Raw genomic sequence first — 25,907 nt, 5'->3', positions numbered from 1 at the left:
TATAGCATTTTTTCAATATTAAAACCATAAAGAATATATAATTTTTAGTGTTTTTTGTTTAAAATTATTTAAAATATATAAAATATTATTTAAATAAACATAGATTAAATAAGCTTTTTATTTAATTACCTTTAAAAAATATATTTGTTTATTTATTTTTTATTGTTTTTATTATATAATTTATATATTTTTCAGAAACAAAGGAGAAATGATGGCGAAAGGCAAGAAGGCAGTAGCTATTGACAACAATACGCTTTCACTAGATTTAGGATATAGTAGCTCAAAAGCGTTTTATATGCTTAACGGCAAAGAGGTTTTATATAAAATTCCAACAGCTGTGAGAGAATTGCCAGAAGATACTAAAGAGGATGATTATTTAGAATATGAAGGCAAAAAATATCTTGTCGGAGATAGGGCTATAAGATATGACATAGAGATAGAACTTGATGCAGCAACCCTGATTAAAAATGCCCCGTTGTTTGTATATGAAGCAATCAAAAGCAAAAATATAGACCACGAGGGACTGACTTTAACAACGGGATTATCTATTAAGGATTTCGATTCTGCTAAAGAATTAGCAGAAAAACTAAAGAGTTTTACCGTCAATGGTGAGGAAATAAATTTAGATGTTGAAGTTCTGCCTCAAGGACGCGGAATCGGATATGATTATTTCAATGATAAATCCGGCAGAGAAATGCCGGATATAGTCTTGATATTAGACATAGGTTATAACACCTTTGACTTTATTTGTTTAGAGAATGGCAAGATGATTTTAGATAGCTCTTTTGCCAATGATTTTGGAGTAAATAGAGTGCTTTCAGAAATTCAAGGAAGGCTCGCCGCAGAATATGATATAGAAAGAAGCACATCAGAGCTAATCAAAATAATTTTAAAAAATAAAATTTTAAACCACAATGGTAAAAAAATAGACATCTCAGATATGTTCCAAGAGGTTCTTGAAAAATATGTAAGAGATATAAAAACTTACTGTATAAGCGGCAAAGAGAAAAGAAGCTTGATTGAAAGAGCTGATACTATTTTGTTTGGCGGCGGCGGAACATATATGATTAAAGAGTTAGGCGGCAAGAAAATCTCTGAAGTTTTTGGCAGAGAAGAGGTCGATTTTGTAGATGAGCCTTATGAGTATTCAAATGCTAGAGGATATTACATCAGACATACCCAAGAGTAGCAATCAGGAGGTTTTAAATGAAAGATAAAAAGAGTAAAACACTAAAGACAATTAGTTTGCAAGGTAAAGAGATAGAGCTATGGGATTTGCTGGAGAATAAAACAGGATTTGTCCGTATGGCTCTAAGAAAATTCGCCGCCGATAGTGAAACGGCAGGAATGTTTTTTACTTACCCGGCAAGAGCTAGAAAAATTATTGAAGATATGGAGCAAGAATACTATGAGGCTAAAACGCAGCAGCAAAAATATGCTGATGATGACCTTGAAGTTGATGAAGATACAGAAGAAACCTCAGTCAAAACGACAAAAGAGATAAGGGAAATAAAAGAGGTAAAAAAACCGGTTAATAAGCCTAGCAAAAAAGGCAGTGGCACTGTTAAATATGATTGATTCACAAAAGGAATTTAAATGGCAGACTTTCCAACTTTAATAGTAGATGACATAGAAGAGCAGGGCGAAGTCTTACCTAAGACAAAAAAAATCATTGATAATGCAACAGCGTTTCTCGAAAAAAATATAACCCCCCAAAAGAAAGACGGGAATAAAAAAAGCGTTTTTTTGTTGTCGCATTTGTTTTTACATAAGCCAAGCGGAATTGTAATAGGCATCTCGGTTTCTAAAATGAGGAAAAGTAGTATTTTTAGCAATGTAGTATATTTTGATTTGGCAAAAGAAAAAGAGCAGGAAGGCAAAATTTTTTTAAATTTGTATGCTAGCAGACAATCTGAAAATTCTTCAAAGATAGTAGAAAGAAGAGATTTTTTATACCAAAATATCCCATTTATAGGATATAAAACAAAAAAGAAAGAAAGTGGAAAATTAGACCAATATTTCTTTTTTGTTTCAAAAGTAGATAATAAAGTCTTTGGAGGATTGGATATTGTAAAAAATAATTTTGAAGCTCACATAATGATTTTGTATTCTATGCTTCAAAATAATAATTTTGAGCCATTTGATAGCTTGGATAATTTAGTGGAGATGTCAATTTATACTAAATTTCTAAAAAGCGGTTCAAGATTTGAGCTGATACATACCGCTCCGATACACAGTTTGTCTTTTACTTGTAAAAAAAGATAGTCAAAAACGAATATCCACTTTTTTGCATTTTAAATTTAAAAATCTATGACGAAAAAGTGGATATTAAAATTTATTTTTGTTTTTTAATCTCAATGATTTTATCTACTATTTTATTTAACTCTTCCAGCACAGGTGCAAGTTCATTCTTGCTATTTTTTATATCAGTGTATGCTTCGCCGTCTTCCCATCTGATTTTTACCTCATAAAAGAAAGACCCGTCAAATTTTTCTATCTTTTCAAAAAAGAAAAGTCTATCAGGATATTTTTCGCTTGATAAATTAACTCCTTTGATTTTGTGTTCGCCATTGAGCTGTTTTGATTTTTTAAAAAGAAACATCTATTTTTCCTTTTGTAGTTTTTTATTTTAAAATTTTAATAAAAAATACTTAATGCGTTTATATATTTTTTAAAAAAATATTATTGATTTTATATTTTTTGCTTGTTTTTTAGAAATTTTAGATTTTATTTCAATAGTAGTCGTCATAGATTTTTTGTTTTTTTTGAAAAAAGTAGAATTAGAAAGTCATTTTTGATTTTTCGCTGCCGAAAACATAAATTCTTAGAATACCTTTTGCGATTTTTAAAAAAAAGGTCGTAGCTTTACGAGGTTGAAAAATTTTTGTAGCAATTTTTAAAAATCAATCCGGGCAAATTTGTGCTAGAATGCTTTTAAGCTTTTATGCACTTTTAAATTCCTATCAATTATATTCTTGCTAGTCAAATTTATTAAAGCTTTAAAACAAAAATACTGCAAAAATCATTCTACTTTTTAAAAACTTAACAAAAAAAGTGAAGTATTTTTGTAAGTTGCAAACATAAACAAATACAGCTAAAGTTACGATTTTATCGTGATTATTGCTATATTTGCTTTAAAAAACAACTTGTATCAAAAAAAGCAAATTTTTAAAAGAAATCTTATAAGCCAATTCGGGTAGATTTATACTAGAAAAGTATTTTTTAGACATTATCCATTTTTTTAAGAATTTTCTAGTCAAGCTATTCAAGTTTTATTGTAAAAATAAAAAAGTGTAAAAATATTAGTGAATTTTGAAAAAAATTAAAAATTTGCTAATGTTTTTTGTATGTTTTATTTATATATAATATAGTTATAAAGTAGCGTATTTTTAGATGCTTAAACTGCATTTGCCTCAATATAATAAAACTGCAAATACATTTTATATAGTAAGTCTTTTTTGTAAGTTATTGCTCAAAAGAAAGAAAAATCTTTCGACCTTGAAAGATATATTTTATTCTATCAGCGAATAAGCTTGAAAATATTAGCTTTACATCTTCGTCTGTAAAAACAAAACCATCTAAATTATCGTTTAAAATTTTTTTGTATATTTTAGTAAGTTTCTTTTTGGGCATATCTTTTTCTACAAAAGAGTTTTTTAGTAAATCAAGAGCTTTTTCTTTGTTGCCTTTAATATTTAAGAATTTTTCCAACAACTCTTTTCTTGCTTTTAATAAATCAAGAGGGTTAATCGAAACAAACTTTTCAGGCGTAGCCAATGGAAACGAAAAGTGCCATTTGTTGCCGCTGTATTCAACTAGAATTTTTCTAATCAGTCTTTCGCTAGCGTTAATATTGATAGCTGTTAATTCTTCTTTTATTCTTGGAGTTAGCTCGTTAATAGACATATATTCATTGCGCTCTAGTATTTTAATAGCAGCATCACATATTTGGCTGCCTTTTTCGCTACTATGCGAAAATTGGACGACATTAGAAATACTATTAACGACTCCTTCATCTTTCTTGATTTGCTCCGGAATAACTGAATACACCCATTTGTCCATATTAAATTTATTAAGTATTTGTAAAATTTCTTTTTCGGTAGTTTTGATTCTGCCTTTTATTTTATAGACTAAAACAGAACACAAGATTGCGCCTTTTGCATCTAAAAGATTTAAAATTTCATTAACTATTTTGTTTTTTAAATCAATATTCTTCATTGCCAAGCCCAAGTATCTCGTTTAGTTTTTCATCTTCAATTTCGTCTTTAACCTTATAAAGCTTTTCATCTTCTATTTTTATATAGTTAGAACCCACTTCCTGAGAGGGCTTTTTGCTCTCTTGGATGGCTTTTTCCATCTCTTCTGTTTTTTCTTGATTTATGCCCGTTTTTATCTGCGCATCGCTTGAGATGTTAATTTTAATAGGCTCATCGCTCCCCTTTGGCTCAAATAGGCTTTCTCCTAAATTTTGAGAAAATCCATCGTTGTATTCTTCTATGGATTCTTGAGAGAATTTTTCGGCTATAAGCTCTTTGCTTCTGTCCTCTTCGGCAAAAGAAACAGCGGATGAAATTTCAACCTCGCCGATATAATCATCCTCATCACCGCTTGGAATTTCAGAGCTATTAAATTCTTGAGGCTCTTCTTCCTCTAAAGGAGCTAAAAACATTTTCTCTTGCTCTTGAATTGTCTTTAAACGAGCTTCTTTTTCTTGATTGTCGCCGTCATCAAAATCATCATCGACAAATTTTCTTGATTTTATTTCGTCTTCATTAGCGGCAGCAAGGATAATTTCATCTTCGCAGGCTTGAGTCTTTGTAAAATTTGAAACAACTATGTTGTTAATATCCGGGATATTGCTGTTGTTTGTTTGAGCCGGAGAAGAGGACACAGCCTCTTGTTCGCTCTCTTTAAGATTATCGGCGGATGTAGAATTTTCTTTTGATTCAATAGCCTTTGTAGCTTGGTTTTCAAGCGTATCTTCTTCCTTCTTTTCCTCTATTTCAATATTGTTAATATGAAAAAAGCCATTAAAAGGATATAAGTCCGGGCGTTCTTTTGCTGATGGTAAAACTATATAATCGCTATCTTCTATCTTGTAATATTTTTTTTCAGGGTTATATTTTTCTTCGCCTTTTGGCTGCTTAATTTTAACTTCTTTCATTTTCTTCTTTACGCCTTAAGTATTCTAAATAAGAGGTTTCCATAGTCGCTTCGTATGGGAAGTCATCATTTTCTTTAACAATATATTTTTTGTTTTTAATGAGTTTTAAGATATACTCCATCTGTGCTACCCAAATTCCATAAGCAATATCGTCTGAGAAGTCAGCTCTTTTAAAGCCAGCATCCATCTTGCCATAATAGTAGTTTAAAACGCTTAGGTCTTCTCTTTTTGATGTATCAACCTCTTTTGTTCCAAGCCCTGCCTTGCTTATAATAAACTCAGGAATACCAATAAACAAAAAAAAGATAAGATAGAAAAACTTTTCAAAAATTTTTGCAATCATTTTTAACTCCTTGTCCGAAAGCTATTATAGCAACTATTTTTTTTAAAACAATAGCCTTTTAATATCGCTTTATTTTTAAATTTCTGTTGTTTGAAGGCTTATCACCTTCGTTTTTGATAAATATATCGTCAAGCTTTTCTTGCGAGCCATAAGCTTCTTTTATCTTTTTCTTGTAAATGCTATGAATGTAATCAGAATAGTTTTTTGCCCTTTGAAAACCTACTATATTACCGGCTTTTTGTATCGCTTCCTTGCCTTCAGCAGAAGTATAAGCTGCTACACCCTTAACTTTAGCGAGATTAGACGACAGATGTAAGAAAACATTATCGCCTATATTTCCCGCTATTGTTTTTGTCCCTGAATAGGCTTGCGACATAGACTTCCATAAAGACGTTAAAATTCTACCTTCTTCAAGCTTGTTGCCGGCAATTTTTGCAAGGGATTTAAATTTGATAGGGGCATTTGCGTTAAGTATATTATTAATTTTATCTCCGGCAATATGCTCTAAATCAGCTCTCATTTTTGCAAAATCGGCAGCACTCTGGATTCCAACTCCTCCTTGAATAATATGTTTTACATTTGCCATCTCAGAAGCAGAAGTATCTAAAACCTTCAAAGCTTCAGCCGATATTTTTTTTGCAAACCCTAATCTGTCCAAAGGCAGCTTTTTGATTTGTTCAGGAGTATATCCAGCCCCTTTCAATAGCCCGATTATTCTAAAATTATCATTTACCGGAAGGGATGTGTCAAATTTTTGGCTAAATACCAAAGAGCGAGTTTTTTCTTTTTCGTCTTTTATGTATAGAAAATCCTTTGTGGCATATCTTGTATTTGTAGAAGCCGACACTAAATAGTCCATTGCGGATTTAGCGTCTTTTTTATCAACTGCTTTATCTGCTTTTATTTGATGACTGTATTGCATTACGCTCAATTCCGGTCTATTTTTAGATTCAAGATTTTTTCCAAAATGTAGCTTCATAAACATAAGTCTAGCGGGCATTACTTTTGTAAAATGAGCCGGGTCAAAATGTAGGCGTTTTGTAATTTCGCTAACATAGTCTAGCCTATTAAGTCCTTTATTCAGAAAATTTAAAAATTTATGTTCTTGAGGAAATTTATCTACGGGCAAGAAATGAATAATATTTTGAAGCTTATCAGCATCTCCCTTGTGGATTAGTTCATAAATTTTTTTATAAATACCTTGTTTGGTTTTATTTAGATTATCTACAAGGTCTTGGTTTATTTTTTCCTCGACAAGCAATTTATCAAGTTTTGTCTGAAGCCGAAGAATATTGCCAAATCCTAAATCTTTTACTGTCAAATTAGCAATTATCTTTTTTTCATCTTCCGGCAAATCTAATTTTTCAGACAGCTCTTTTAAAAAAGCTTCAGGTGCTATTTTGGATAGCGTTCCGTTTGCTAATTTTTCATCTTTCAAGTCATTAAATGCCTTATTTAATATTTTGTTTTTGTTCTCTTTGTCTTCCCTTGAATAGAATTTGTTTGATGCTCCTTTACTAAAAAAAGCTGTCGCAAAATCTTTACCGCTAGGGAATTTCAACAAAAGGTTTTTTTTGTTTTTAATTTTTCTTAATTTTTCCTCTAAAATTTCTATGTTCTTTCCGGAATATCTAATGTTTTCATTGTAAAAATTAACACTATCTATTGACTTAAGGCACTCACTGATTCTATCAGCATCTTTGCATATATAGTCTATTTCTTTGTTTATTAGCCGAGCTTCATCAATTTTGGCGACAACTCTTTGCGATATTCCATCTACTGCTTCCTCATCAAATTTATCTTTGTGTTTTTGCATCGCAGCTTTTATGTCTTTAGTTAAAGCAGTAAAATCCATTTCGCCCGTATCGGCTACTTTTTGGTGAAATTTATTAATTTCTTCGCTCAATATGCTTTCAAGTTCTTTTTTCTTGCCTTCATCAATTTCTAACTTTTCTACAACTTTCTTTGCTATATAAGCATTGGAAGATTTTATCTTTTCTTGAGATGTAATTTGTTCTAAATTTTCAGATGCCATTTTTTTAAGAAGGTCTAAATTCTTATCGATGTGTTCTTTGTGTAAAAAAATTATAGAAAAAAGATTGTCTGTTAGCTCTACCGCTATCTTATCTGCTTGCTTAAGATTTTTGTTTAAAAATATTTCGTGCCTATCTTTTAGGGCAACAGCAGCCTCTTTTTCCATATCCAGAGCTACCCTTGAAGCTATTTTCTTACCCTTTTCTAAATCCATCAGAATCGACTGCTTTTGCAAAGTTTCTTTATTGGCATTAAAAAAAGCTTCTGCTCTGCTAGAAATTTCATTGGCAAATTTATTTTGTTCATCTTCAGACAAGCCAAAATCGTCCATAATTTCTTTTATTCGTTGGCTTAAGTCAATTTTTTCAGTTTCAAAAATTTTTTCGCCAAATTCTTTGATTTTTTCTTGTTGTAAAGCCAATATCTGACTTTTAATGGCAAAAATCATTGCCGATTTAGTGTCTTGTTTTGATAGAGCATCAACATAGGCTTCATTGTAGGCATCCTGTATTAAATATGCCCGTTCAACAAAATCCCTTCTGTCGGTATCTTTGATTTCTCTCTCTGCCTTCAAACGCTCAAGAGCGGCTGCGAAATACTGCTCATTTGCTTTTGGCAAGTCTTCCCCAATCATATCGTCTAAAAATTTGTGTTGATTCCCAATGCCATAATCTATATTGGCTATTTTGGTATCTGCTTTATTGATGGTATTGATTAAGAATTCTTCAGCCTCTTTTGGGACATACCAAGCAGTTTCAAGATGACTATTTTTTTCGCTAAGATGCTTAATTTCATCGGGAGTAAGCTCTTTATTTAAAAAGTCTTCTTCTAGCATACTGTGAGCTGTTTTATACTTATTATTTGAAGAAATCTTAGCAGCTTCATCCAAGTTTTCCGTTATATCTTTTTGAACTCCATCGATAAACTGCTCTGCTGTTTGAACGTTGTCATTATAGCCTTGTATCTCTCTTTCTATTCCTTCAATAGTTTTAAATTTTTCCGTTTCTGTTAAATTTGTAAAATTAGCTAATTCTCGCAATTCTCTTCGCTCAATAACTTGGAAATGAAGCTGCTTTGTCTTTTCCCAAGTGTCCGTAATAACATACATAGCTAAAGCCAAAAAGAAAAATGGCGAAGTAACCATATTGCCGCTTGCTTCATCTAGTGTTTTTTTTGCCTTATCAACAGCTTGCTTTGAATCGGAAATATACTTCTCAAAGCATTTTTCGATTTGGTTTTGTGAGTATTGAGAGCCATTTGAATCATTAGCCATAGCTATCTGTGCGCTTCCGCATATTGCAAGTTGTTTAGCGGCAGGGCTAAAAAGTGGTGAAGTTTCAATTATCTCTTTGAGTTGTTTCTGTTTTTGGAGTGTAAAAAAAGATGATACTTTATTTGAGCGAGCAAATTGACTAGATTTAAAATCCGGCTCGGATTCCTCTTTGTTTTCGTCTTCGCCTGCTTTTGGGTTATCCATTTTTTTGTCAAAAAGAGAACCGCCATATCCATCAAGACTGTAACCGGACATTTTTATATCGTTATTGTCATCTTCGTCTTCGGGCTGACTCGCAAAACTTTTTTGAGCTAAAGAATCAACAGACAAATCTTCACTCATACTCATATCGTTCGGATTTGCTTGAGGAATTTTTATTTTAAAATTGTCTAAATTTATAGCAAATTCGTCTTTAGCTTTTTTATTTACAATATCAGAGTCAGTCAAGTCTTCTATTTCGCCATCTTCTTCAAATTTGCTTGCGAAAAGATTTTCGGAAGGAATTTCAAACGTTATTTCTTCATTGTTTTCTTCTTGTTTTGCAGGTGTCTTTATTTTATCTATATCTATATTCATACTTACTCTTCTCCTCTTGCCTTTTTGTCCATTTCTATTGCATTAGAGTAGTTAGGGCTGTAATAGTAGCCATCTTTTAGCCTTGAAGGAATGTCTATTAACAATAAATTTATATCTATCTTATTGACATCGCAGTAAGCAATTAAGTCATTATCTGCCAAAATCAGGCAATTTCTTAAGGTGTCTGCTATCGGTAAGGCGATGATGTTGCCAAAAGTTTCATAAAAGTTTTTGTGGAATTCGTGCAAAACCCCTTCTTGAGCCTGCAAATATCTACCTACTATGCCAAGTATGTTATCGTGGCTTTCAAGCCTCGTAAATAGCTTCTCTTTTAGCATCCTGAAAGCTTCGTCATAAATTTGTGGGTCTAAATTTGGAACACTCTTTATCGTTTCAGAGTCTTTTAGCTCTTGAGCTGCTTCGTCCATAACTTCTGCGATAATGCTTATGCAATCCGGGTCTATGTTTTCGTAATATAAGCCCTCAAGGCAATCTAAATCTTTTGTGTCTATTAATTTTTGAATAACTTTTTTCATAAAAAGGTCTGCAAAGATACTTCTGCTTAAATTGTGAGCGGCAGAGCCAAAAACAGAGTTGTTTTCCATTAGCTGTTCAAATTGAGCGATTGAGGCATCAGGGGTTGCTTCAAGAGATGCAGACAGGGATGACATAAAATCTACTATGAAAGAGGGCATATTCTTTTCTAGCTGAGAGTATATCTCATCCATTTGTCGCATAAGCTCAAAAAGCTTGTTGGTTGCTTCTGTATAGGAATAGTCAAAAATGTGTTTCCCACAAACAAAAACATCATCGAATAGTTGCTTTTTGTTCAGAAAGGCTTTCTGCATAGCCGGGAAAAATTCGTCAAAAGACTCTATCGTAGCTTTTTTCTCTTCTTCATCTTCAATATTGTCAATGACAAATTTGGCTCTGTTTTTATCTTTGATATATTCATTGATGGATATTAAATCAAGCATTGAGAACAAAGTGTCATAGTCCCTTTTTAGGCTTAAAAAATATTTCTCGCGGTTTTGTTGCTCCATCTCTCTTTTGCTGTAAGCCCTATCATCATCAAAAGAGAATGTATATTTGCCTTCTAGTTGCTCAGTTACAATATTTGAACACTGCATCTAAATCCCTTTATGTGTTAAAAATAATTTTTGTAATACCTTAAGCCTTGAGTGAAATTTTCTAAATCTCTTCTTGAGTAGAATCTGCACTCTCTATAAGAGCCGTCTTTGTCGTCTTGGCTATAAACAAAATGCACTCCGCTGCCATTAGCTTCTTCAAAAATTTCCTTAAACTCTCTATTATTAGCATTATTAATCACAGAAAAAGCCCACTTTTCATATTCGTCAAATTCGCTGCCTATTATCTGTTCTTGCTCATACCAGCTTAAATCCAGCAGCTCTTCATCAGTTCCTCTTGGAAGCTCATTTATAAACTCATATAGCGGTCTAATGGCATAATATTCTTCTAAAGCTTCAAATGACGGCTTCTCTTCATAGTAAAATATCTCATCTTCATCAAGCTGTTTAAATATTTTATCTATGTTATTAGCAAATTCCTCATACTCCTCAAAAGTATCAAGGACTAAAACGCTATGTATATATTTAAAAGTTTTTATTTTGTCTGCATATTTTGACTCAAGTAAGTCTTCTTGGTCTAAAAAAGCAGCATAATACAAAGCCTCTTTCACAACGTCATATTCTGCATTTTCTCCGGATTTAGAGTGTATGATATTTCTAAGAAAAGCCCTTTCTTCCTCATACTCTTCGATGATTTCTCTGTAATAATTTTTAAACTCCAACATTTTTCCTCTGCTTATTTTATTCTTCTGAAAGTTTTTCCATATATTTCATCAAAGCTTCTAGCTTTTCTTTAGATGCGCTTTTCGCAAACGCATTTAGCTTGTTGCGCATAATATTAATTTCTGAGTTCTTTTTTGCCTGTTGTTTAAGCTCAAGCTCTTGCGATAAAATTTCAACTACTTTTTCAATCAAGGCATTACCAAATTTTAAAATTTGTTTTTGGTCGTAATCGCTTTTTATAATCTCTTCGTTATATTCCTTATCTATGTTTGGAATCTTGTAAAATGTGCTTAGTTTTAATCCAAAATCTTTTGCTATTGCCTTTGCATTTTGATAAAAATTTAAATTAATTAACGCTCTAAACAATAATAATTTACACAGTTTGTTAAATTTTTTAGAAAGCTCATCATCTTTTTTTAGCTTATATATCTGTTTTGTTGATAATCCATAATCAACTATAAGCATTTTTTCTTCTTGTGTTAATTTATATGCCAATATACTATTTATAACTTCTTTTAATTGCAATCCGGCTTGTTGAGATATTGTTTTTATAGAGGATAAAATGGCAGCATCTACCTTATCTAAATTTTTCTCTTTTTTGTTTTTCATCTCCTTTATTAAAAGAAACAAATTGTCAAATTCTCTGTTCTTTTTTACATCAGTATAAGAATCTGCGAAAAACTCCTCTTCAGTGTATTGTTTAAAATGCAAAAATATAGCCAAAAAGATAGCTTCTACTTGAGCAAAATCAGACAACTCAGCCCTTAAACTATTTTCATCAAAGGCTGCTATATATCTGCTATATAAAGGCATATTACTATTGATTATTTGCGCAGGCACGGTAGTAATTTTTGTGCCGCCTTCCATATTATTGATGACATTTATCGCCCTTAACCTTCTTCGCCCGGATATTAGCTCCAGCTTGTCATCATCTACTTTGGCAAAAATCAAAGGAACTAAAATACCCTTTTCTTTGATACTCAAGACTAAAGATTTAAAGTCTTTACTCTCCTCAAAATCGCCGTCTAATCTTCTGTCTTTTAACTTATCGACTATCTTATAATCAGCAAGATTGATTTGAACTATATCGTCATTGGTAAATTTCATAAGATTTTCCTTTTACATTTTTGTAAAATTCTCGGTTGCTCCGTTCATAGCCAATATACCCTCAGACATACTAATTTGCAAAGGTGTATTTGCCCTAACATAGCTTCTTAAATCAAAATTTTGGCTCTCACCGAAGTAATATTCTGAGAAAAGCTCTGAAATCATACTCTCAATTTCAGCCGGCACATAAGGGAATTCGCTTCTTGACCCCAACATCTTATCTCTATGCTCAGAAAAACATACACAAACAAGCTCGTTGGTATCAAGCTCAAATTTATACTCCTCCAAAAGTCCATCCATAACCTTGCACATATAGTCGCTTTTTTTGATATGCTCAAAGAGTTTTGTCTTTTGTTCGTTTGTGTTTTTATCTGGAGTTAGGATATAAGGATAAGATTTTATAACTTCCATTGCCTGAGCATCTTCTTTTATCTTGTCAATGATTTTTCCTAGCCTTGATTCTTTCGCAAAGTTGTAAAATTTATGAGCCGGGTCGGCAGCTATCATAAAGAAAACCATAGGCAGAGATTGAGCCTTAAATATCTCTTGATGTTTGCTGATATAGTGGTCGAAAGTATCTGTCGCCTTGCTCTCTGTCGGAGCTGTCAGATATATACTCAGGTCAAATCTACCCTTTCTGAAAAGCTCAGGGTTTTTCTTGACTAATTCCGTAACATTATTTGCTGTTGCTATAAATAAGACATCAGCCTTATTCTTTTTGTTTTTATCTTGATATTCGTTTAATACAGTTAGCAAATATCCAAGCACCTGTTTTGCTTTAGGGCTATCGTTAAACATTTTTTCTATCTCATCTATTAATACAACATAGTTTCCTTCTGTGTATTTAAAGAAGTCAAAGAATTTATTTAGCATCCCAAAAGTATCATCGCTGTTAATAAAAAAGCTTAAATTTAGCTCTATGAGGCTTCTATCTAACTCGCCGGCAATACATTTTGCAAAAAAGGTTTTACCTGTTCCGGGAACGCCAGTAAGAAAATAGCCACGAGATGTAATGCCAAAATTTGTTCTTGTTTTAATTAGCCTTAAGGCACTAATCATACTCTTAAAAGTTTGGCTATCTTTGTCTATGATATAGTCGTCAAAAGTAACTGTTGGATTATAAACATTGGCTTTTAACTTATCTTTTAATACCTGTATCGGTGTAATTCCCTCTTCTTTTTGACGCTTAGTCAAAAGACCGAATTTGTTTTCAACCCTAATGACATCAAAAATTTCACTAAATTTAGGGTCTAGTAGTTCGGGCAAGTAAGGGGCTATAAAAATTTTATATGAAATTGAGCCGTCTTCAAAAGCATTTAATATAACTTCTTTATCTCTAGCAAAGCAGATATTCTCTTGCTTGGTGTTGTATTTTGAGCAAAGTTCATCTTTGCCTTCTTTTGAGAAGAAATATTCATCTTCTATCTTTAAATATAGCATTTATACCTTCCTTTTTGTTGTTTCTTCTATCTTTTCTTCTATTTTTACTTCAGGCGCAGAATTTGTTTTGCAATATCTGCTGTCTAGTAGCTTAAATACTGCAATTTTTGATACTTCCGCCTCAATATTGCTTGTAAAAGGGCTATGGGTAAAACTTTTTTCAACAGCACCAAACAAGAACGGAATTCTATCTGATGCCGGGTTTGGTTTAATATCAACAAAAGCCCCTGTCGATTTTAGCAGGTCTAAGCAACCGTCCATACGAACCTTGTCTATCTTGCCGTCTTCAAAAATCTTATTCAAAGCGTTGTGCATACTGTCGCTTGAAAGCAACTTCTTGGTTTCTTTTGCCGTTTCTTTGATTATGCCTATATTGATAAGCTGATTGTATATTGCAACAGGCAAAGGAATATTTTTAATACCTAATTCCTTAGCGACCTTATCCCTATAAGGCATATTATCAACCCTTGAAACTGATTGAATTGTTGTCAAGAAGTTGTTTTGAATTGTTGAGCCGTCAGGATATAAAATTCTAGCCTGCGGGTCAAATCCAAAAAATGAAAATCCTTCCGCGCTAGGCTCTAGTGCAGCAACAAGAACGTTTGGAGAAACCCCCATTTGAAGTAACTTATTAATTTCAGTCTGCAAATCGTTCGTGTCCATTATAGTCCTAAAATCTATATTATAGTTTAAGCGCAAAAATGTTTTGTCTATCTGGTTTAAAATATTAGCAATTTTATTGTTATTGCACAATACCACAATGGACTTAGACTCTAAATTCCCTTGTTTCTGCTGGTGCTGCATCATAAATTCCAATGCGGCTAAAGATGCAAAGAGGTTTGAGCCTACACGTTCTGTAAAAATAGGGAAGTGATAGCCGTTTTTGATGCCGTCTTTCAAGTCATTGTTGAAGCTTTCGTTTGTCAAACAATGAAAGGCATAATACGAGTTTTTGGTGTTAGCCGCCAAAACTCTCTCTTTGTATGGTTCAAAATCACCTATGATAGCACTTGAAACATTAGGGAAAAAGCTTTGCATTTCTCTCTCCCCAAAGGTAGCCTGCAAAGAAAAGTAAAGTTCAATATCTTTTGCTGCGGTATTTGTTAAAGATATATAACCGCTCTTATCCTGTCTTATCCTTAATTCAGCAATATGTCTTGGCGGAACTGAATCTTTAGGAAATAAGATATTAAAATTTGTATTTTTGTCTATATAGCATAAATCATTCGGGTCAGTAGGCAGATTTCTAATATCTTCCCAGCCACCGTATGTTCCATTGATATATTCAAGAAGGTTAGGGATAATTAAGCTTTTGGCAATCTCTATCTTTGCTTCTAGTTTTTTTATAATTTTTTCATCTTTATATCCCGTTATAAGAGTCGAAGCCCCATTGTTTTTAATCATATCCTTTGTGATTTCAACTAGAGATGAAGCAGAATCGCTATTTTCAGAGTTTAAGATTTCTGTAACGCTCTTAGTAAAACCAATACTTGTTAATGCGTTTTTTAGCATTCTTCTATTTTCATTAACCGCTCTGATTTCTTTCTCTGATAAATTTTCCCTATACAAGAATGAATCCAAGAATAAATCAGCCCATCTATCGACTAGCTGTTCAACGGCATTTATTTTATTTAATGAAAAATATTTTGCAGCCATCAAGAAAGATGCTGTAATGTTATTATTAATGCCGCTGGTCGGTCTATCTATTTTAACGTCATAGGTTATATTGCTAGACATTTTTAGAGTCATAGCGGCATCTTCTCTGGTTTTTTTATCTATTATGTTTGCGCTGGTAACTTGTGCGTTGTCCATTAGCTTTCTTGCTTGCAAAACCTTCTCTGCCTCATCACCCAAAGCATCACGATAAAATTCTATGCTAGCCAAATCAATCGCAGGAAGGTCGCTCTCTTTTATAGCCCCGCCCACGCTATGATTATCTTTTACGTTTTCAACGATTCCGTTTATTAATTTGTTTGCAATGCCGTCAAAATTGCCAAGCAGACTTTTTATCTCTTCTTCATCTTCTTTCTTAATGCTTCCGGTATCTATATCAATATTTAAATTTGGCTGATGAGCCAAAAAATATTCCACTGTATGGTTTATAAAATTTGGTATCTCTTTTGCGCATATTCCAAAAAAATCAACTCCGCTGCTTTCCTTTTCTTTTTTATTGCGTTTTATATCCAATCTACTTAGAACTTGATTTTTAAAAATTTGATTAAATTCAGGAACTACGCTTGCCAGATAGAAAAAGCATCCGATTGTTTCATTTTTAATCTCTCTTATTGATGTTATATTAGGAAGTGTATTAACGGGCGTGCCTGTAATACTAATTAGTGTTTTTGTGCAGTCTTCTATTTTCTTTAAACCAGCACCCAAAGATGTAGTAGGGTTTATGTTTTTGTGTATTTCATCAACAGCAGAGATTTGGTGTTTGTCCTGTTTTTTGACTGAGGCAATAAACGTGCTTCCCAAATCAATTAAATTTGCGTTTTCTCCTAAGTTATATTTTATAGGCTTGTCTGTGTCTTTGATATGGACTGATGTTATAAAAATCCCCTGAGAGTTCTTTTTCAGCATAACAGATATTTCAGATTCGTTAAGCGGCGTAGCAATAAATTTACTTCCCTCTATCGGACTAAGCTCTTCGCCTACTAAATCAACAAAACAAAATTTAGCCCCTTCATTAGTCCTATTGTTTATTTTAGACGGCAATAAGAGAGTTCTTCCTTTTTGAATATACCTTAGCTCAAGCTCTTTAATATTCATAGGCTTTGCGCCAAATTTTACATTTTCAACAAAATCAGAGGTTCTCATTTTTTGGTAGGCAGATGTTTTTGCTGAAATTTGAGGGTAAAACAATTTTGAGTAGCTCTTAATAAAAGTGTTTTTATTGAAATTAAGTGCAAAAGAAGAGGTTATGTTGTTTAATCTTTCTATAAGAGCGGATTCCATCTCACTTCTGTTTGCAAAAGATAGCAGTTTTGCGCTATTTTCCACTTGGTGTGAATAAATATCAAGAGTATTTTTAACTATGCTAGGTGTCGATGCGATATATTTTTGCAAAATATCACCAACAGGTAGCATATAGCCTTTAGAGCTATTACCATCAATCAAAATATCATTTATTTCGCAAATAAAATCTTTATGATTTCTTTCAGACAAACCGGATGTCGATTGAATTTCGTCTTTGATATTTCGAGCTATGTTAGCAACATTTTTATTAAAAGAGGTGTATAAATTTAACAGATGTTGTTCTTCATATAAAATGCCGCCTGAGCTTAAAAAGCTGTGTATCTCTTTCTCGTAGGCGGTTTTTAATAAATATTCTATTCGTCCAAATTCTTTTGACAAATAATTCTGAACAGACAGCCCTTGCTTATTTTTCCAATCAGGCATCAAGATTATGTTTCCTTCTTTGGCTGCTTTTTCAAGGGATGAGTCTTTTATGAAATTTATTCTTGCGTTGCTGGCTTCGATTATTTCAGCTAATTCTTCTTGCGCTTCTTTGGTGGCTTTTGAACCTATGCTAACAAAAGACGGTGTTGTTTGTATAGATTTTCCATAGGTATCTATTTTTATATTGTCTATTTTTTTAATGTTATCCTGATTTTTCTGGCTATATTCAGATATAACATCTTTAGACGGCAAAGTATTGTTCATATTGTTTTTTGATTCTATTGTCAATCTCAGATATGGGTTACTTGATTTTCTTAATTCTTCTAAGACGGAATCATATTTATCAAGCAATACTGATTTTATTTTGTCGTAGTCAGCCGAATTTAAGTAGTTTTCTTGAGCGATACTGCTAATATACATTGTCATTGTGGCAATGGGCTTCCACTGAAAAGAGTTATCTGTCCCTATCCCAAGTCCTCTAGTGCTTTGTTCGTGTTTTTTGAAATCTTTATATAAGGCATAGAATGGGTTTTTGTCTATATTATCGTTAAATAGCTTTTCTATATTGCCTTTATTGTTTTTATTAACATAATCTTGAATACTAAGAATATCGGATGCAAAACTATTATTTAAAACATATTCAGGTTTTTTATTCTTTGAGCTTTTTTGTAAAGACAAAAATTTCTTTAAAACTCTTGGGATATTAAAAACAACTTCTCTATCAATATATTTTTTTTGCAAAGAATCATTAATAATATTTGATTTTTTTGGCATATCAGCAAAATTCATCTCAAATAGATGTTCTGGGAAGTGCCTGATTGCTTGATTTGCTATATCCAGATAGTTTTTGTTTTGGACATAGAATGTTCCTTCGCCTTGTGGCTTTCCAGCTTCAGTAAGAGCTAAAAACAAACCAAATGTTGTCGGTGTTTTACCGCCTCTTGGCACAAAATTTACATTAATGATTTTTGCCGGCTCTGCCGTAGCTGAGAGAATTGCTAGGACTTGATGCTTTCTTAGTCCATTAGCCTTAAACATCTTTTCTTGAACGGTAGAAAAGCCGTTTTTAATAGCCTCTTTTTTGCTGCTTTCGGCTATGCTTTTCAAGTCATTAATAGTAGCGTCCTGTCTTGAGGATATTAAAGAATTTACAGACTGCTCAAGCCAATTATTGGTGTCATCAAGCTCTATATTCTTTAACTCTACATCCAAAAAGCTATTTTTGTTTGCAGGATTTGTTAATAAAACTTCTTTAGCTTTTTCTTCAAGCAGCTTTATTCCTGACTCTATTTTTTGGATTTCGTCTATTGAAACAGTTTTGGTTTTGTAGTTATACAGCATAGAAAGGGCAACATTATGAGTTGCTTTAGATATTGCTTCTTTACCTTTTGCAAAATTTAAAATTTTATCTTCAATCTTTTCATAATAATCGCTTGGCGCAACGTTTTGTAAATCTTTATATAGCTCTTGCAGCTCTTTGTTGTTTTTCGCCGTTATAATTCTTTGTATTACGGTTCTAATATCAGATTGTGTCGGCACGCTCATTTTTTTAAAGCTACTATTAAAAACCGCTTTTTCAAGCTCCGGTATTTTTATATACCCAAGTTGATGATTAACATATTCAGAGCTGATGTTCATTAACGAAACGGCAAGACGGCTTAAAGCCTCTTCTTTGCATTTAGGGCTTAAGAAAAATCTAAGAGCATCGGGCAGTTCGAGCTTTGCTATTTTGGATGCCGAATACAAAGGATGTAATATTTTTCTTTCTATCTCTTGAGGATTGTATGGTTTGTTCTGAGTGATATAATCTAAAAAATTTGAATAGCTTGCAATGTTTTTTTGCACTATTTCAAAGCCTTTTTCTGTTGTGAGTGGCGGCGTTTGAAGCCTGTTTGGCGACATATCAATCAGGTTTTTGTTTAACATATCTTCATACACATAAGCAGCCGGGATGTTAAAGTGAGAAACAAGCTCTCCGTCTTTATTCAAAGCTTCAAAAAATTCAAAAGGAAAAATTTTTAGACTTGAGCCTTCAACTCTATCTACAACAGAGGGTGTATGTATTGCGGCAGAGTATGTTTCTTCGTGGGCTATTACATTTTTAATTTGAGTTTCTACGAGGATTCTGTCAGAATCAGACAATTTTGCTTTTTCGGCATAATTTTTAGTGGCAGATAGCAATACATCTAAAAATATCTCTTTGGATTTTTGAGTTTTTAAATCTATTTTAAGAGGATAGCCAATGCTTTTTTCACTTCCGTCAGATGAAAAGGCGGAGCTTATTATAGGCGGATTTTTTTCAGGCTCTTCTATGTTGTAGCCTGCTTTTTGATATATCTCTCTTAATCTTAATCTATTTAATTCAGCCTCTTCAGAGGTGTTACCTCTTTCAAGATTTCCAGCCTTATTTTGATTTACGATAGTAACAGTATGACTTGTCGGGATACTGCTTATTGGCTTTGTTTCAGCAGCTATTTCCAATATTGTCGGAACTGGCTTTGTTGATTTTTTACTAAGAAATGATATTACACTATCTTTTCTGCTGCTGTTTTCTACTATGTATTCAAAATCTTTTTTAGAACTTATTGTCGCCCCTGATATAAATTCTCTTAAAAAACTCTCCTTACAAGATGCCATAAGAGTATTTAAATTTTCAAAAGGCTTGTCTGCTGGTTCATCCTCTCCAAAGCTTAAATTTCTTACAAAAATAAGCTTTTTGCCATCATCTATTTTTATTGATGAATACTTAGTTTCAAAATCCATCTTTGTTACTACATACCCAAACGATATATCTTCAAGCAATTTTTTGGCATCGCTATCACTGATTGATTCTTTTGATATATCAAGATAAATTTTTGCCCTATTGTCTTTTGCGCAAGCGGAATATTCACCATATAGCTTGTGATGGTCGGCAAGTTTTATTTGAGAAGTAACCAGCTCGATATCATTTAATTTGGTAAGCTTAATCTCTTCTGTCGTAGGGGCAAAAATAGAGAGTTTTTGTTTTATAACATAAGGATTAACTAAAAAGTCATTAAAGCTTTCCTCTTTAAAATTTACCCCTTGCGGTATCATAATTTCGTTATTTTGTTGAGAGTCCATAATGTTTTCAATAAAAATTCCAAGCTCTGTTTTTTTAGCCATCTCGCTTGCAACCATCGCTTTGTCATAATTTCTAAAATATTGCATATATGAACTTAGCGTAGGCGAGCTGTCTGGATAGAGATTGTAAAGCTCAAACATAGCTTTATATCTTGAATCAAGAGCCGAAACAATATTATCTTCAAAAAGATATTGTTTTAAATTTTGATTTTCCATCGAAAAAATACTGCTAAAATAAGAGATTTTTGCTGCGTTTTCTTTAAGAACCACATCTATACCTTTTTTGTCTGCTATACTTGCGGTTTTTATCTCATAGAAAAAAGAGTGTGTGTATTTTTCTTTTGGAATTTCTGTTGAGCGGAAAAATTCATATTGTTCTTTTAAGACTTGCTCAAAATCGTTTCTAAAAAGCCTATTTAAAAGATTTGTTTTTATTCTTAGTTCTTGTTGCAAGTCGATTGCTTTGTTTAAATACTTTAAATCCCCATCTTTTAAAAAAAAGTCGCCAAGCCTTCCGCTAAAAACAACCTCTTTAACTGTTTGATTTGTGTTTGTGTCCTTGATTATTATCTTCGGGTTTATTGCTGTTGAGAGGAAGCCATCCTCGAAATACATATTGCTAATATCACGATAAAAATAACAAAAATCGGCAGAAATTTTGTGTTTTTCACTCAGATAATCTAAGATTTTTATCGCGTAATGCCTGAGAGATGGTTCTTCGATAGTAAAAAGCGTTTCTCTGGGCGAAAGCAAAAGCGATAGGGGTTTTTCGTTGTTTTTTTCTCTTTTTACAAGAGCAGGAACGCTATCACTGCCAAACTCTATTTCCACATTGCCTACTTCAATAGCTTTTTGGGCTATGTCCGCCTTGCAAAAAAACGACTCTTTATTTACATCATAGATAATATTAAATTCCGCTTTTTTAAACTCTATTGAGCCTGAAAAAAAGCTATTCAAGTCATCCATTATTTTGTTTGAAGTGTTTTTAGGCATATAAAAAACGCTCTTTGTTTTAAAAATATTCATCTCACTCACGGAAAACCCTTTATTTGTTTTTTCTATGCCATATTATAGTAAATTATGCTTTTTATTGTATCAAAAAAAATAAAAAAGTAAGGAAAATTTGCATTTTTTATTTTTTTTCTATTTTTTTCTTAAGCTTTTTGTTATAATTTTTTGAAAAAAAAGGAAATAGTATGGCTGGAAGCGAAATGAGCTTTACCGATGAGCAGCTTGGTATTATGCAAGAAGTCAATAAGCTTTATAATTCCAAGCCTTGCATCCTCATAGAAGCTGGTAGTGGCGTAGGAAAAACAACCACCTGTATAGGAATGTTGAAAACATATTACGGAACAAGCGATTACGGTTTGAGAAATTTCTATGTAGATGAGAATGATAACATAGACTTCAGTTACGGACTTTCCCGAAGAAAAAACGCTCTTTATTTGGTATTTAATAGGGCTATGGCTGATTATTTTAAATCAATAATCAAACATATTGACATACCGATTAGTTTGGCTCAAGAGATAAATTTGGGCGAAATTGTCGATGCAATGACCTATCACTCTTTTTTAAAAAGTAACGACAATATGTTAATTGCTCTAAAAGACAGAATAGGAATACAAAGCCTAGATGAAGTAACGATAAATTATGCAAAAGGCTCTTTGAACAAAAAGGATATATTCCAAATTTCAAGAATACTCACAAACAATTTATACAAACACGGCTTGATAAAATTTGACGAAAACAAAGAGGCTACAATTAAAGCAATGCAAGCCTATTCGTCCGCTATTTTTAATGATGTAGAGCTTTTTTTGGGAAGCTATTTAAAGAGCGGGCATACAATTTGTGATTTGGATAAAGCCGCAGCCGCATTTCAAGCCTCTGGCATAGACTTAGAGCAAAGTCCTTTAGTGCCTTATAGAAATTTTAAAAGACTGCTTGCCTTTTCAGATTATAAGAATATAAGCCCTGAAGCTTTTTTTGCAATAGAAATTAACAAGGCTCTTGACGAAGGAATAAGGGATAAAAAGGTTGAAATTTCACATAGCTATTATTACAAAAGAATTTATGAATTTGGTATGAAATCCGATGATTTTTTAAAAAAGATATTTGCAAAATATGATTTAATCGCTATTGATGAAGCCCAAGATGCAGATGAGATGATTTTTAATTTGGTGTATAAGTATATGAATATGGCAAAGCAAGACGAGATGCTTAAGAATAAGTATTTTGTGGCGACCGGCGACCCAAAGCAATCCATCTATGAATTTAATGGTTCATATAATATTTTTGAGTGGGCAGACCAAAATAGGGCAGAAAACCCGGATAATCCATTTTTTAAAGATTTTACACTCACAAAAAGCTTTAGATACGGTTCAAATATAGCAGCATTCGGAGAGCTTATATCAAAGAGTTACCGCCCAAAAGATAGGCTAGTAGGCAATCCAAATATTAATGACGAGATTCAGCCAGAAGCCCTAGACGATACAGCATTAGCAAGGTTTTTAATAGAAAATTTTGACAAGCAAGTAGATACAAAGGCAAAAAACAAAAAGAATACGGCTATTATTTTTAGGACAAACAGCGGTTGCATAGACCTGCTAGATAGAATAAGGAACAAAGTTACAGAGCTTATAGAAAAAGATTATCCCAAAAGCAAATTTACTCCAAAAGATATAGTTCTTGACCCGGAAATCAAAAAAGGGATGAAAGACATTTACAAGAAAAACATCTTTGCCGTAATAGAAAACGAAACTATAAAGCATAAGATTAAGTGTGAAGCTCAAAGGCAAAATTCTGATTTTGATTGGGAATTTTTAAGCATTGGTGATGCGATAAAAAACGAAAAGATAGTCGAAATACTAAAGAGCAGCCCGGATTGCAGCTATCTAGCAGACTATAATGAAACTTTTTTGGCGAAATATTTGCACTCAAGAGCAAAGAATTCGGCTAGTGTCATAATTACCAATGTTCATCAGTCTAAAGGGAAAGAGTATGCGACCGTGATTTTGGGTGATGACTATTTAATAAAAAACAAGAACCCTAGCATATCCAAAGCAGAAGTATATACCTTACACACGGCAGCGACCAGAGCGAAGTATAAACTTGCTTTTTATGAAAGCTCTGGCGGTAAAAATATGGCTAGATATTTTTATATCAATAACACAAGTCCGAGCGAAGATATTTTTGTGAATCAAGATTTTTGGAAAGATAAGCCTGCGACAGCTAGGAAAGAGAGCGTTCAAATGAAGCAAAATTTAGCAATAAATTTTGAGAATGAAGATGACCGACCTCTTCCAAAGCCGCCTTCTATTGATTTGTCCAAATTCAAGTTCTAAAAAGATAATATGATATAATTTGCTGTGCCATTAAAGGTAGCATATACCTCCTTTTTTAATATTTTTGTCTTATGCCCTTACCAAAAAATAAGGGCATCCCATATTAAAAAATAATAACTTAAGAGGTAAAATAGATTTAACTGCGCACAAACAATTACCTCAAAAAGCAAAATATTCACAAGGACAAGGGAGTGTCTTTTTTTATACAAAAATAAAAGATTTATTTGTAATGAATAATAGTTATTCTCTATTGATATTTTTTTAAAAAGTAGTAAAATACAATAACTTTTTTTAAAGGAATTGATATGTTTTTTAAAATAGCTGAAGAGGATATTTTGCAAGTTTTGCTCAGTCAGTTTTATAAAGAGAAAATCTTAAAAATTGACAAAGGCTTTTTAGATGATATTAAAGACATCTATTTTAAAAAGATAGATAAGGAATTTTCCTCTTTTGATAACAAAGAATACAATATTCACAACGACAACATAGAGAAGAACATATTGCTATGTCTTAATTTTTTAGTTAAGTCAAATTTAGTTTCAAGGGTCGATTTGTCTTTGCGAAAAGCGGATGAGGATGATTATTTTGCTCTAACTCCAAAGGGTTTAATGTTAATTTCTTATATCTCTTTTGAAAATTTTAGAATAGACAAATATTTAGAATTTTGTGCAGAAATAGGCGGCATCTCAGCGGGCATTAGCAGCAACGACCTAAATGAACTAAAAGAGAGGATAGATGCGGCAAAGAGTTCCGCAGACGGAGCTTCTATGTTTAGTTTTTTGGGTATGTTGAGTTAAAAGAGTAAAAAAAGAGCCAACTAAAAATATTGTATTTTATAAATAAAATTTTTGTGTTATAATAAACAAGTCCTTTTCGGGACGAGATTTGTTTTGTTGGGTAGGCTATATGCCTACCTCTTTTTGCCTCCGGACAAATTGCTCCTTTAACAAAAATTTATGATGTTACCTTTCTTGGAACGGTAAGGGTTAAAACCTTGCCGTTTAATTATTAATTTTCAAAGCCTCTTTTACCATCTCTGGTGTTGCATCCGCATATACCATAGTAGTTTCTATTCTTTTGTGTCTTAAGACTTTTTGGATTACCCCTAAGCTAGTGTTTTTTTCAAGCATATTCATAGCTAAAGAGTGCCTAAGTATGTGGCAGCCTGTCTTATTAATGTGGCATTTTTTATAAACGCTATTTAGCATTGAATTTACATTTTGCCTTTTGAGTTTTATATTGCGGCTGCTTACGAATATATCATCATCGAAATTTATAAATTTTCTAATATATTCAATCTCTTCCTTGATGGCATACTCTTCTATATATGCTGTTTGTGCTTCGCCACCTTTAGCAATTATTTCAATCTCATAAAAGCCGTCTTTGCCAAGAGAAAAGTCAGATAGTTTTAGTTCTAATGCTTCTGATACTCTTAGCCCAGCAAGTAGCAAAAGCTTTGTAAGTAAAGAGTTTCTATAACTTGAAAAATTACCCTTTTTTATTATTTTGTCTTCTAAAAAAGCTAAAATTCTTTCTCTTTCAGAGGAATCCATAAAATTTACTTTCTTTTTTTCGCCCTTTTTCAACTTCAGTTTAAAGCCGTCAAACAGATAGTCAAAATCAGCCAAGTCATCGTTGTTTTTTGAGATAAATTTAAAAAAGCTTCTTAGTGTTCTTGCATACCCTGCTTTAGTAGCATTTTTGGGCTTTAGCGTATTCTCAAGCCACGCAAAAAACCCGGATAAGTGCATCTGCTTGATATTTTTTAGGGTAACACTATCTGCGATTTCAACGCAGTAATCATAAAAAGTGTTTATTTGCTGCCTATAAGTTGAGATTGTGTTTTTTGAAAAATTTAACCCTTCTAAGTTTGATATAAATACCTTTTGCCATCTTAAAATATCATCGTCAAGTGTCCCGGTAATTAGCTTCATATCTTGCTCCTAAAGCTCTATGTTGTTTTCTATTATATAGGCAGCAGCTTTGTCAAGCCAAGCAGACCTGTTGTTTGTTTTGCCTTTGATTTTCTTAATTGTGCTTTTGCGTATTAATATGCTTATTCGCTCTTTTTCCTCTTCAGCCTTTGGCTCTTTTATTAAAATTTTGTCTTGCAAGCATTTATCGACAAAATTTGCAAAAACACTCTTTAAATCCTTTATGGCTTCTATCTCACTATGCCCTACCCCTTTAACTTTAGGATATTCTTTGTAGTTAGCCTTAAAAGATGTTTTTTCGGAGTTTGTTTTAATGGTTATTTCGTATGGCAAAGAGAGATAATACTCTCTACTTTTGTTCATTGCAGACCTTTCTATTTGTT

At 32.6% G+C, this 25,907-nt stretch carries 17 protein-coding genes; 5 read left to right on the top strand and 12 right to left on the bottom strand.

All coding sequences use genetic code 11. The annotated features are described in order from the left end of the window. The first annotated feature begins 211 nt into the window (after positions 1–211). From CDOM16188_RS03155 to CDOM16188_RS03145, 3 genes are read left to right on the top strand one after another with little or no spacing between them, the layout of a single operon-like run. Positions 212–1,189 carry a ParM/StbA family protein gene (locus CDOM16188_RS03155; RefSeq protein WP_172198669.1) on the top strand — a complete coding sequence of 326 codons (978 nt, stop codon included), beginning with the start codon at positions 212–214 and terminating at the stop codon, positions 1,187–1,189. A gap of 17 nt (positions 1,190–1,206) precedes the next feature. After that, the gene (locus CDOM16188_RS03150) at positions 1,207–1,578 is read left to right on the top strand and encodes a hypothetical protein (protein WP_172198666.1); all 372 of its coding nucleotides are present in this window, start codon (positions 1,207–1,209) and stop codon (positions 1,576–1,578) included. An 18-nt stretch (positions 1,579–1,596) separates the two neighbouring features. Then, positions 1,597–2,265 (top strand): hypothetical protein, encoded by a 669-nt coding sequence (locus CDOM16188_RS03145; RefSeq protein ID WP_172198663.1) that lies wholly within the window; start codon positions 1,597–1,599, stop codon positions 2,263–2,265. 70 nt (positions 2,266–2,335) lie between these two features. Here the strand turns inward: CDOM16188_RS03145 and CDOM16188_RS03140 are convergent, their stop codons facing one another. The 10 genes from CDOM16188_RS03140 to CDOM16188_RS03095 all read right to left on the bottom strand — a co-directional run bounded on the left by CDOM16188_RS03140 (position 2,336) and on the right by CDOM16188_RS03095 (position 21,284). Next, entirely contained in the window at positions 2,336–2,602 is a 267-nt protein-coding gene (locus CDOM16188_RS03140) for a hypothetical protein (protein ID WP_172198644.1), read from the bottom strand. An 863-nt stretch (positions 2,603–3,465) separates the two neighbouring features. Continuing rightward, positions 3,466–4,218, bottom strand: coding sequence for a hypothetical protein (locus tag CDOM16188_RS03135; RefSeq protein ID WP_172198641.1), 753 nt, complete (start codon positions 4,216–4,218; stop codon positions 3,466–3,468). Beyond that, on the bottom strand, positions 4,205–5,164 hold the full coding sequence (locus tag CDOM16188_RS03130) for a hypothetical protein (RefSeq protein WP_172198638.1): 960 nt from the start codon (positions 5,162–5,164) through the stop codon (positions 4,205–4,207). The genes CDOM16188_RS03135 and CDOM16188_RS03130 overlap by 14 nt, the downstream gene beginning before the upstream one ends. Continuing rightward, positions 5,151–5,507, bottom strand: coding sequence for a hypothetical protein (locus CDOM16188_RS03125; protein ID WP_172198636.1), 357 nt, complete (start codon positions 5,505–5,507; stop codon positions 5,151–5,153). The genes CDOM16188_RS03130 and CDOM16188_RS03125 overlap by 14 nt, the downstream gene beginning before the upstream one ends. A gap of 58 nt (positions 5,508–5,565) precedes the next feature. Beyond that, on the bottom strand, positions 5,566–9,390 hold the full coding sequence (locus CDOM16188_RS03120; RefSeq protein ID WP_172198633.1) for a hypothetical protein: 3,825 nt from the start codon (positions 9,388–9,390) through the stop codon (positions 5,566–5,568). A 2-nt stretch (positions 9,391–9,392) separates the two neighbouring features. Beyond that, on the bottom strand, positions 9,393–10,520 hold the full coding sequence (locus tag CDOM16188_RS03115; RefSeq protein ID WP_172198630.1) for a hypothetical protein: 1,128 nt from the start codon (positions 10,518–10,520) through the stop codon (positions 9,393–9,395). Between the two features lie 17 nt (positions 10,521–10,537). Next, positions 10,538–11,200, bottom strand: a complete 663-nt coding sequence (locus CDOM16188_RS03110; RefSeq protein ID WP_172198627.1) for a hypothetical protein — start codon at positions 11,198–11,200, stop codon at positions 10,538–10,540. 19 nt (positions 11,201–11,219) lie between these two features. Beyond that, complete coding sequence (locus CDOM16188_RS03105) at positions 11,220–12,308, bottom strand: ParB N-terminal domain-containing protein (protein WP_172198624.1); 1,089 nt, start codon at positions 12,306–12,308, stop codon at positions 11,220–11,222. A 12-nt stretch (positions 12,309–12,320) separates the two neighbouring features. Beyond that, the gene (locus CDOM16188_RS03100) at positions 12,321–13,748 is read right to left on the bottom strand and encodes an ATP-binding protein (RefSeq protein ID WP_172198621.1); all 1,428 of its coding nucleotides are present in this window, start codon (positions 13,746–13,748) and stop codon (positions 12,321–12,323) included. Continuing rightward, positions 13,749–21,284, bottom strand: coding sequence for a hypothetical protein (locus CDOM16188_RS03095; RefSeq protein ID WP_172198619.1), 7,536 nt, complete (start codon positions 21,282–21,284; stop codon positions 13,749–13,751). Between the two features lie 161 nt (positions 21,285–21,445). Between CDOM16188_RS03095 and CDOM16188_RS03090 the strand changes: the two genes are divergently transcribed. Further along, positions 21,446–23,590 (top strand): UvrD-helicase domain-containing protein, encoded by a 2,145-nt coding sequence (locus CDOM16188_RS03090; protein ID WP_172198617.1) that lies wholly within the window; start codon positions 21,446–21,448, stop codon positions 23,588–23,590. Between the two features lie 305 nt (positions 23,591–23,895). Further along, complete coding sequence (locus CDOM16188_RS03085; protein WP_172198614.1) at positions 23,896–24,387, top strand: hypothetical protein; 492 nt, start codon at positions 23,896–23,898, stop codon at positions 24,385–24,387. 204 nt (positions 24,388–24,591) lie between these two features. Here CDOM16188_RS03085 and CDOM16188_RS03080 read toward each other — a convergent pair whose 3' ends face one another. Next, positions 24,592–25,524 carry a tyrosine-type recombinase/integrase gene (locus tag CDOM16188_RS03080; protein WP_172198611.1) on the bottom strand — a complete coding sequence of 311 codons (933 nt, stop codon included), beginning with the start codon at positions 25,522–25,524 and terminating at the stop codon, positions 24,592–24,594. A gap of 9 nt (positions 25,525–25,533) precedes the next feature. Continuing rightward, entirely contained in the window at positions 25,534–25,887 is a 354-nt protein-coding gene (locus CDOM16188_RS03075; protein WP_172198596.1) for a type II toxin-antitoxin system HicB family antitoxin, read from the bottom strand. Between the last annotated feature and the right edge of the window lie 20 nt (positions 25,888–25,907).

Origin of the sequence: Campylobacter sp. RM16188 (genome assembly GCF_012978795.1) — a bacterium.
GTDB classification, from domain to species: domain Bacteria; phylum Campylobacterota; class Campylobacteria; order Campylobacterales; family Campylobacteraceae; genus Campylobacter_A; species Campylobacter_A canis.
Note: the sequence above shows the minus strand (reverse complement) of the source record. Positions and strands in the feature narration are given on the sequence as shown.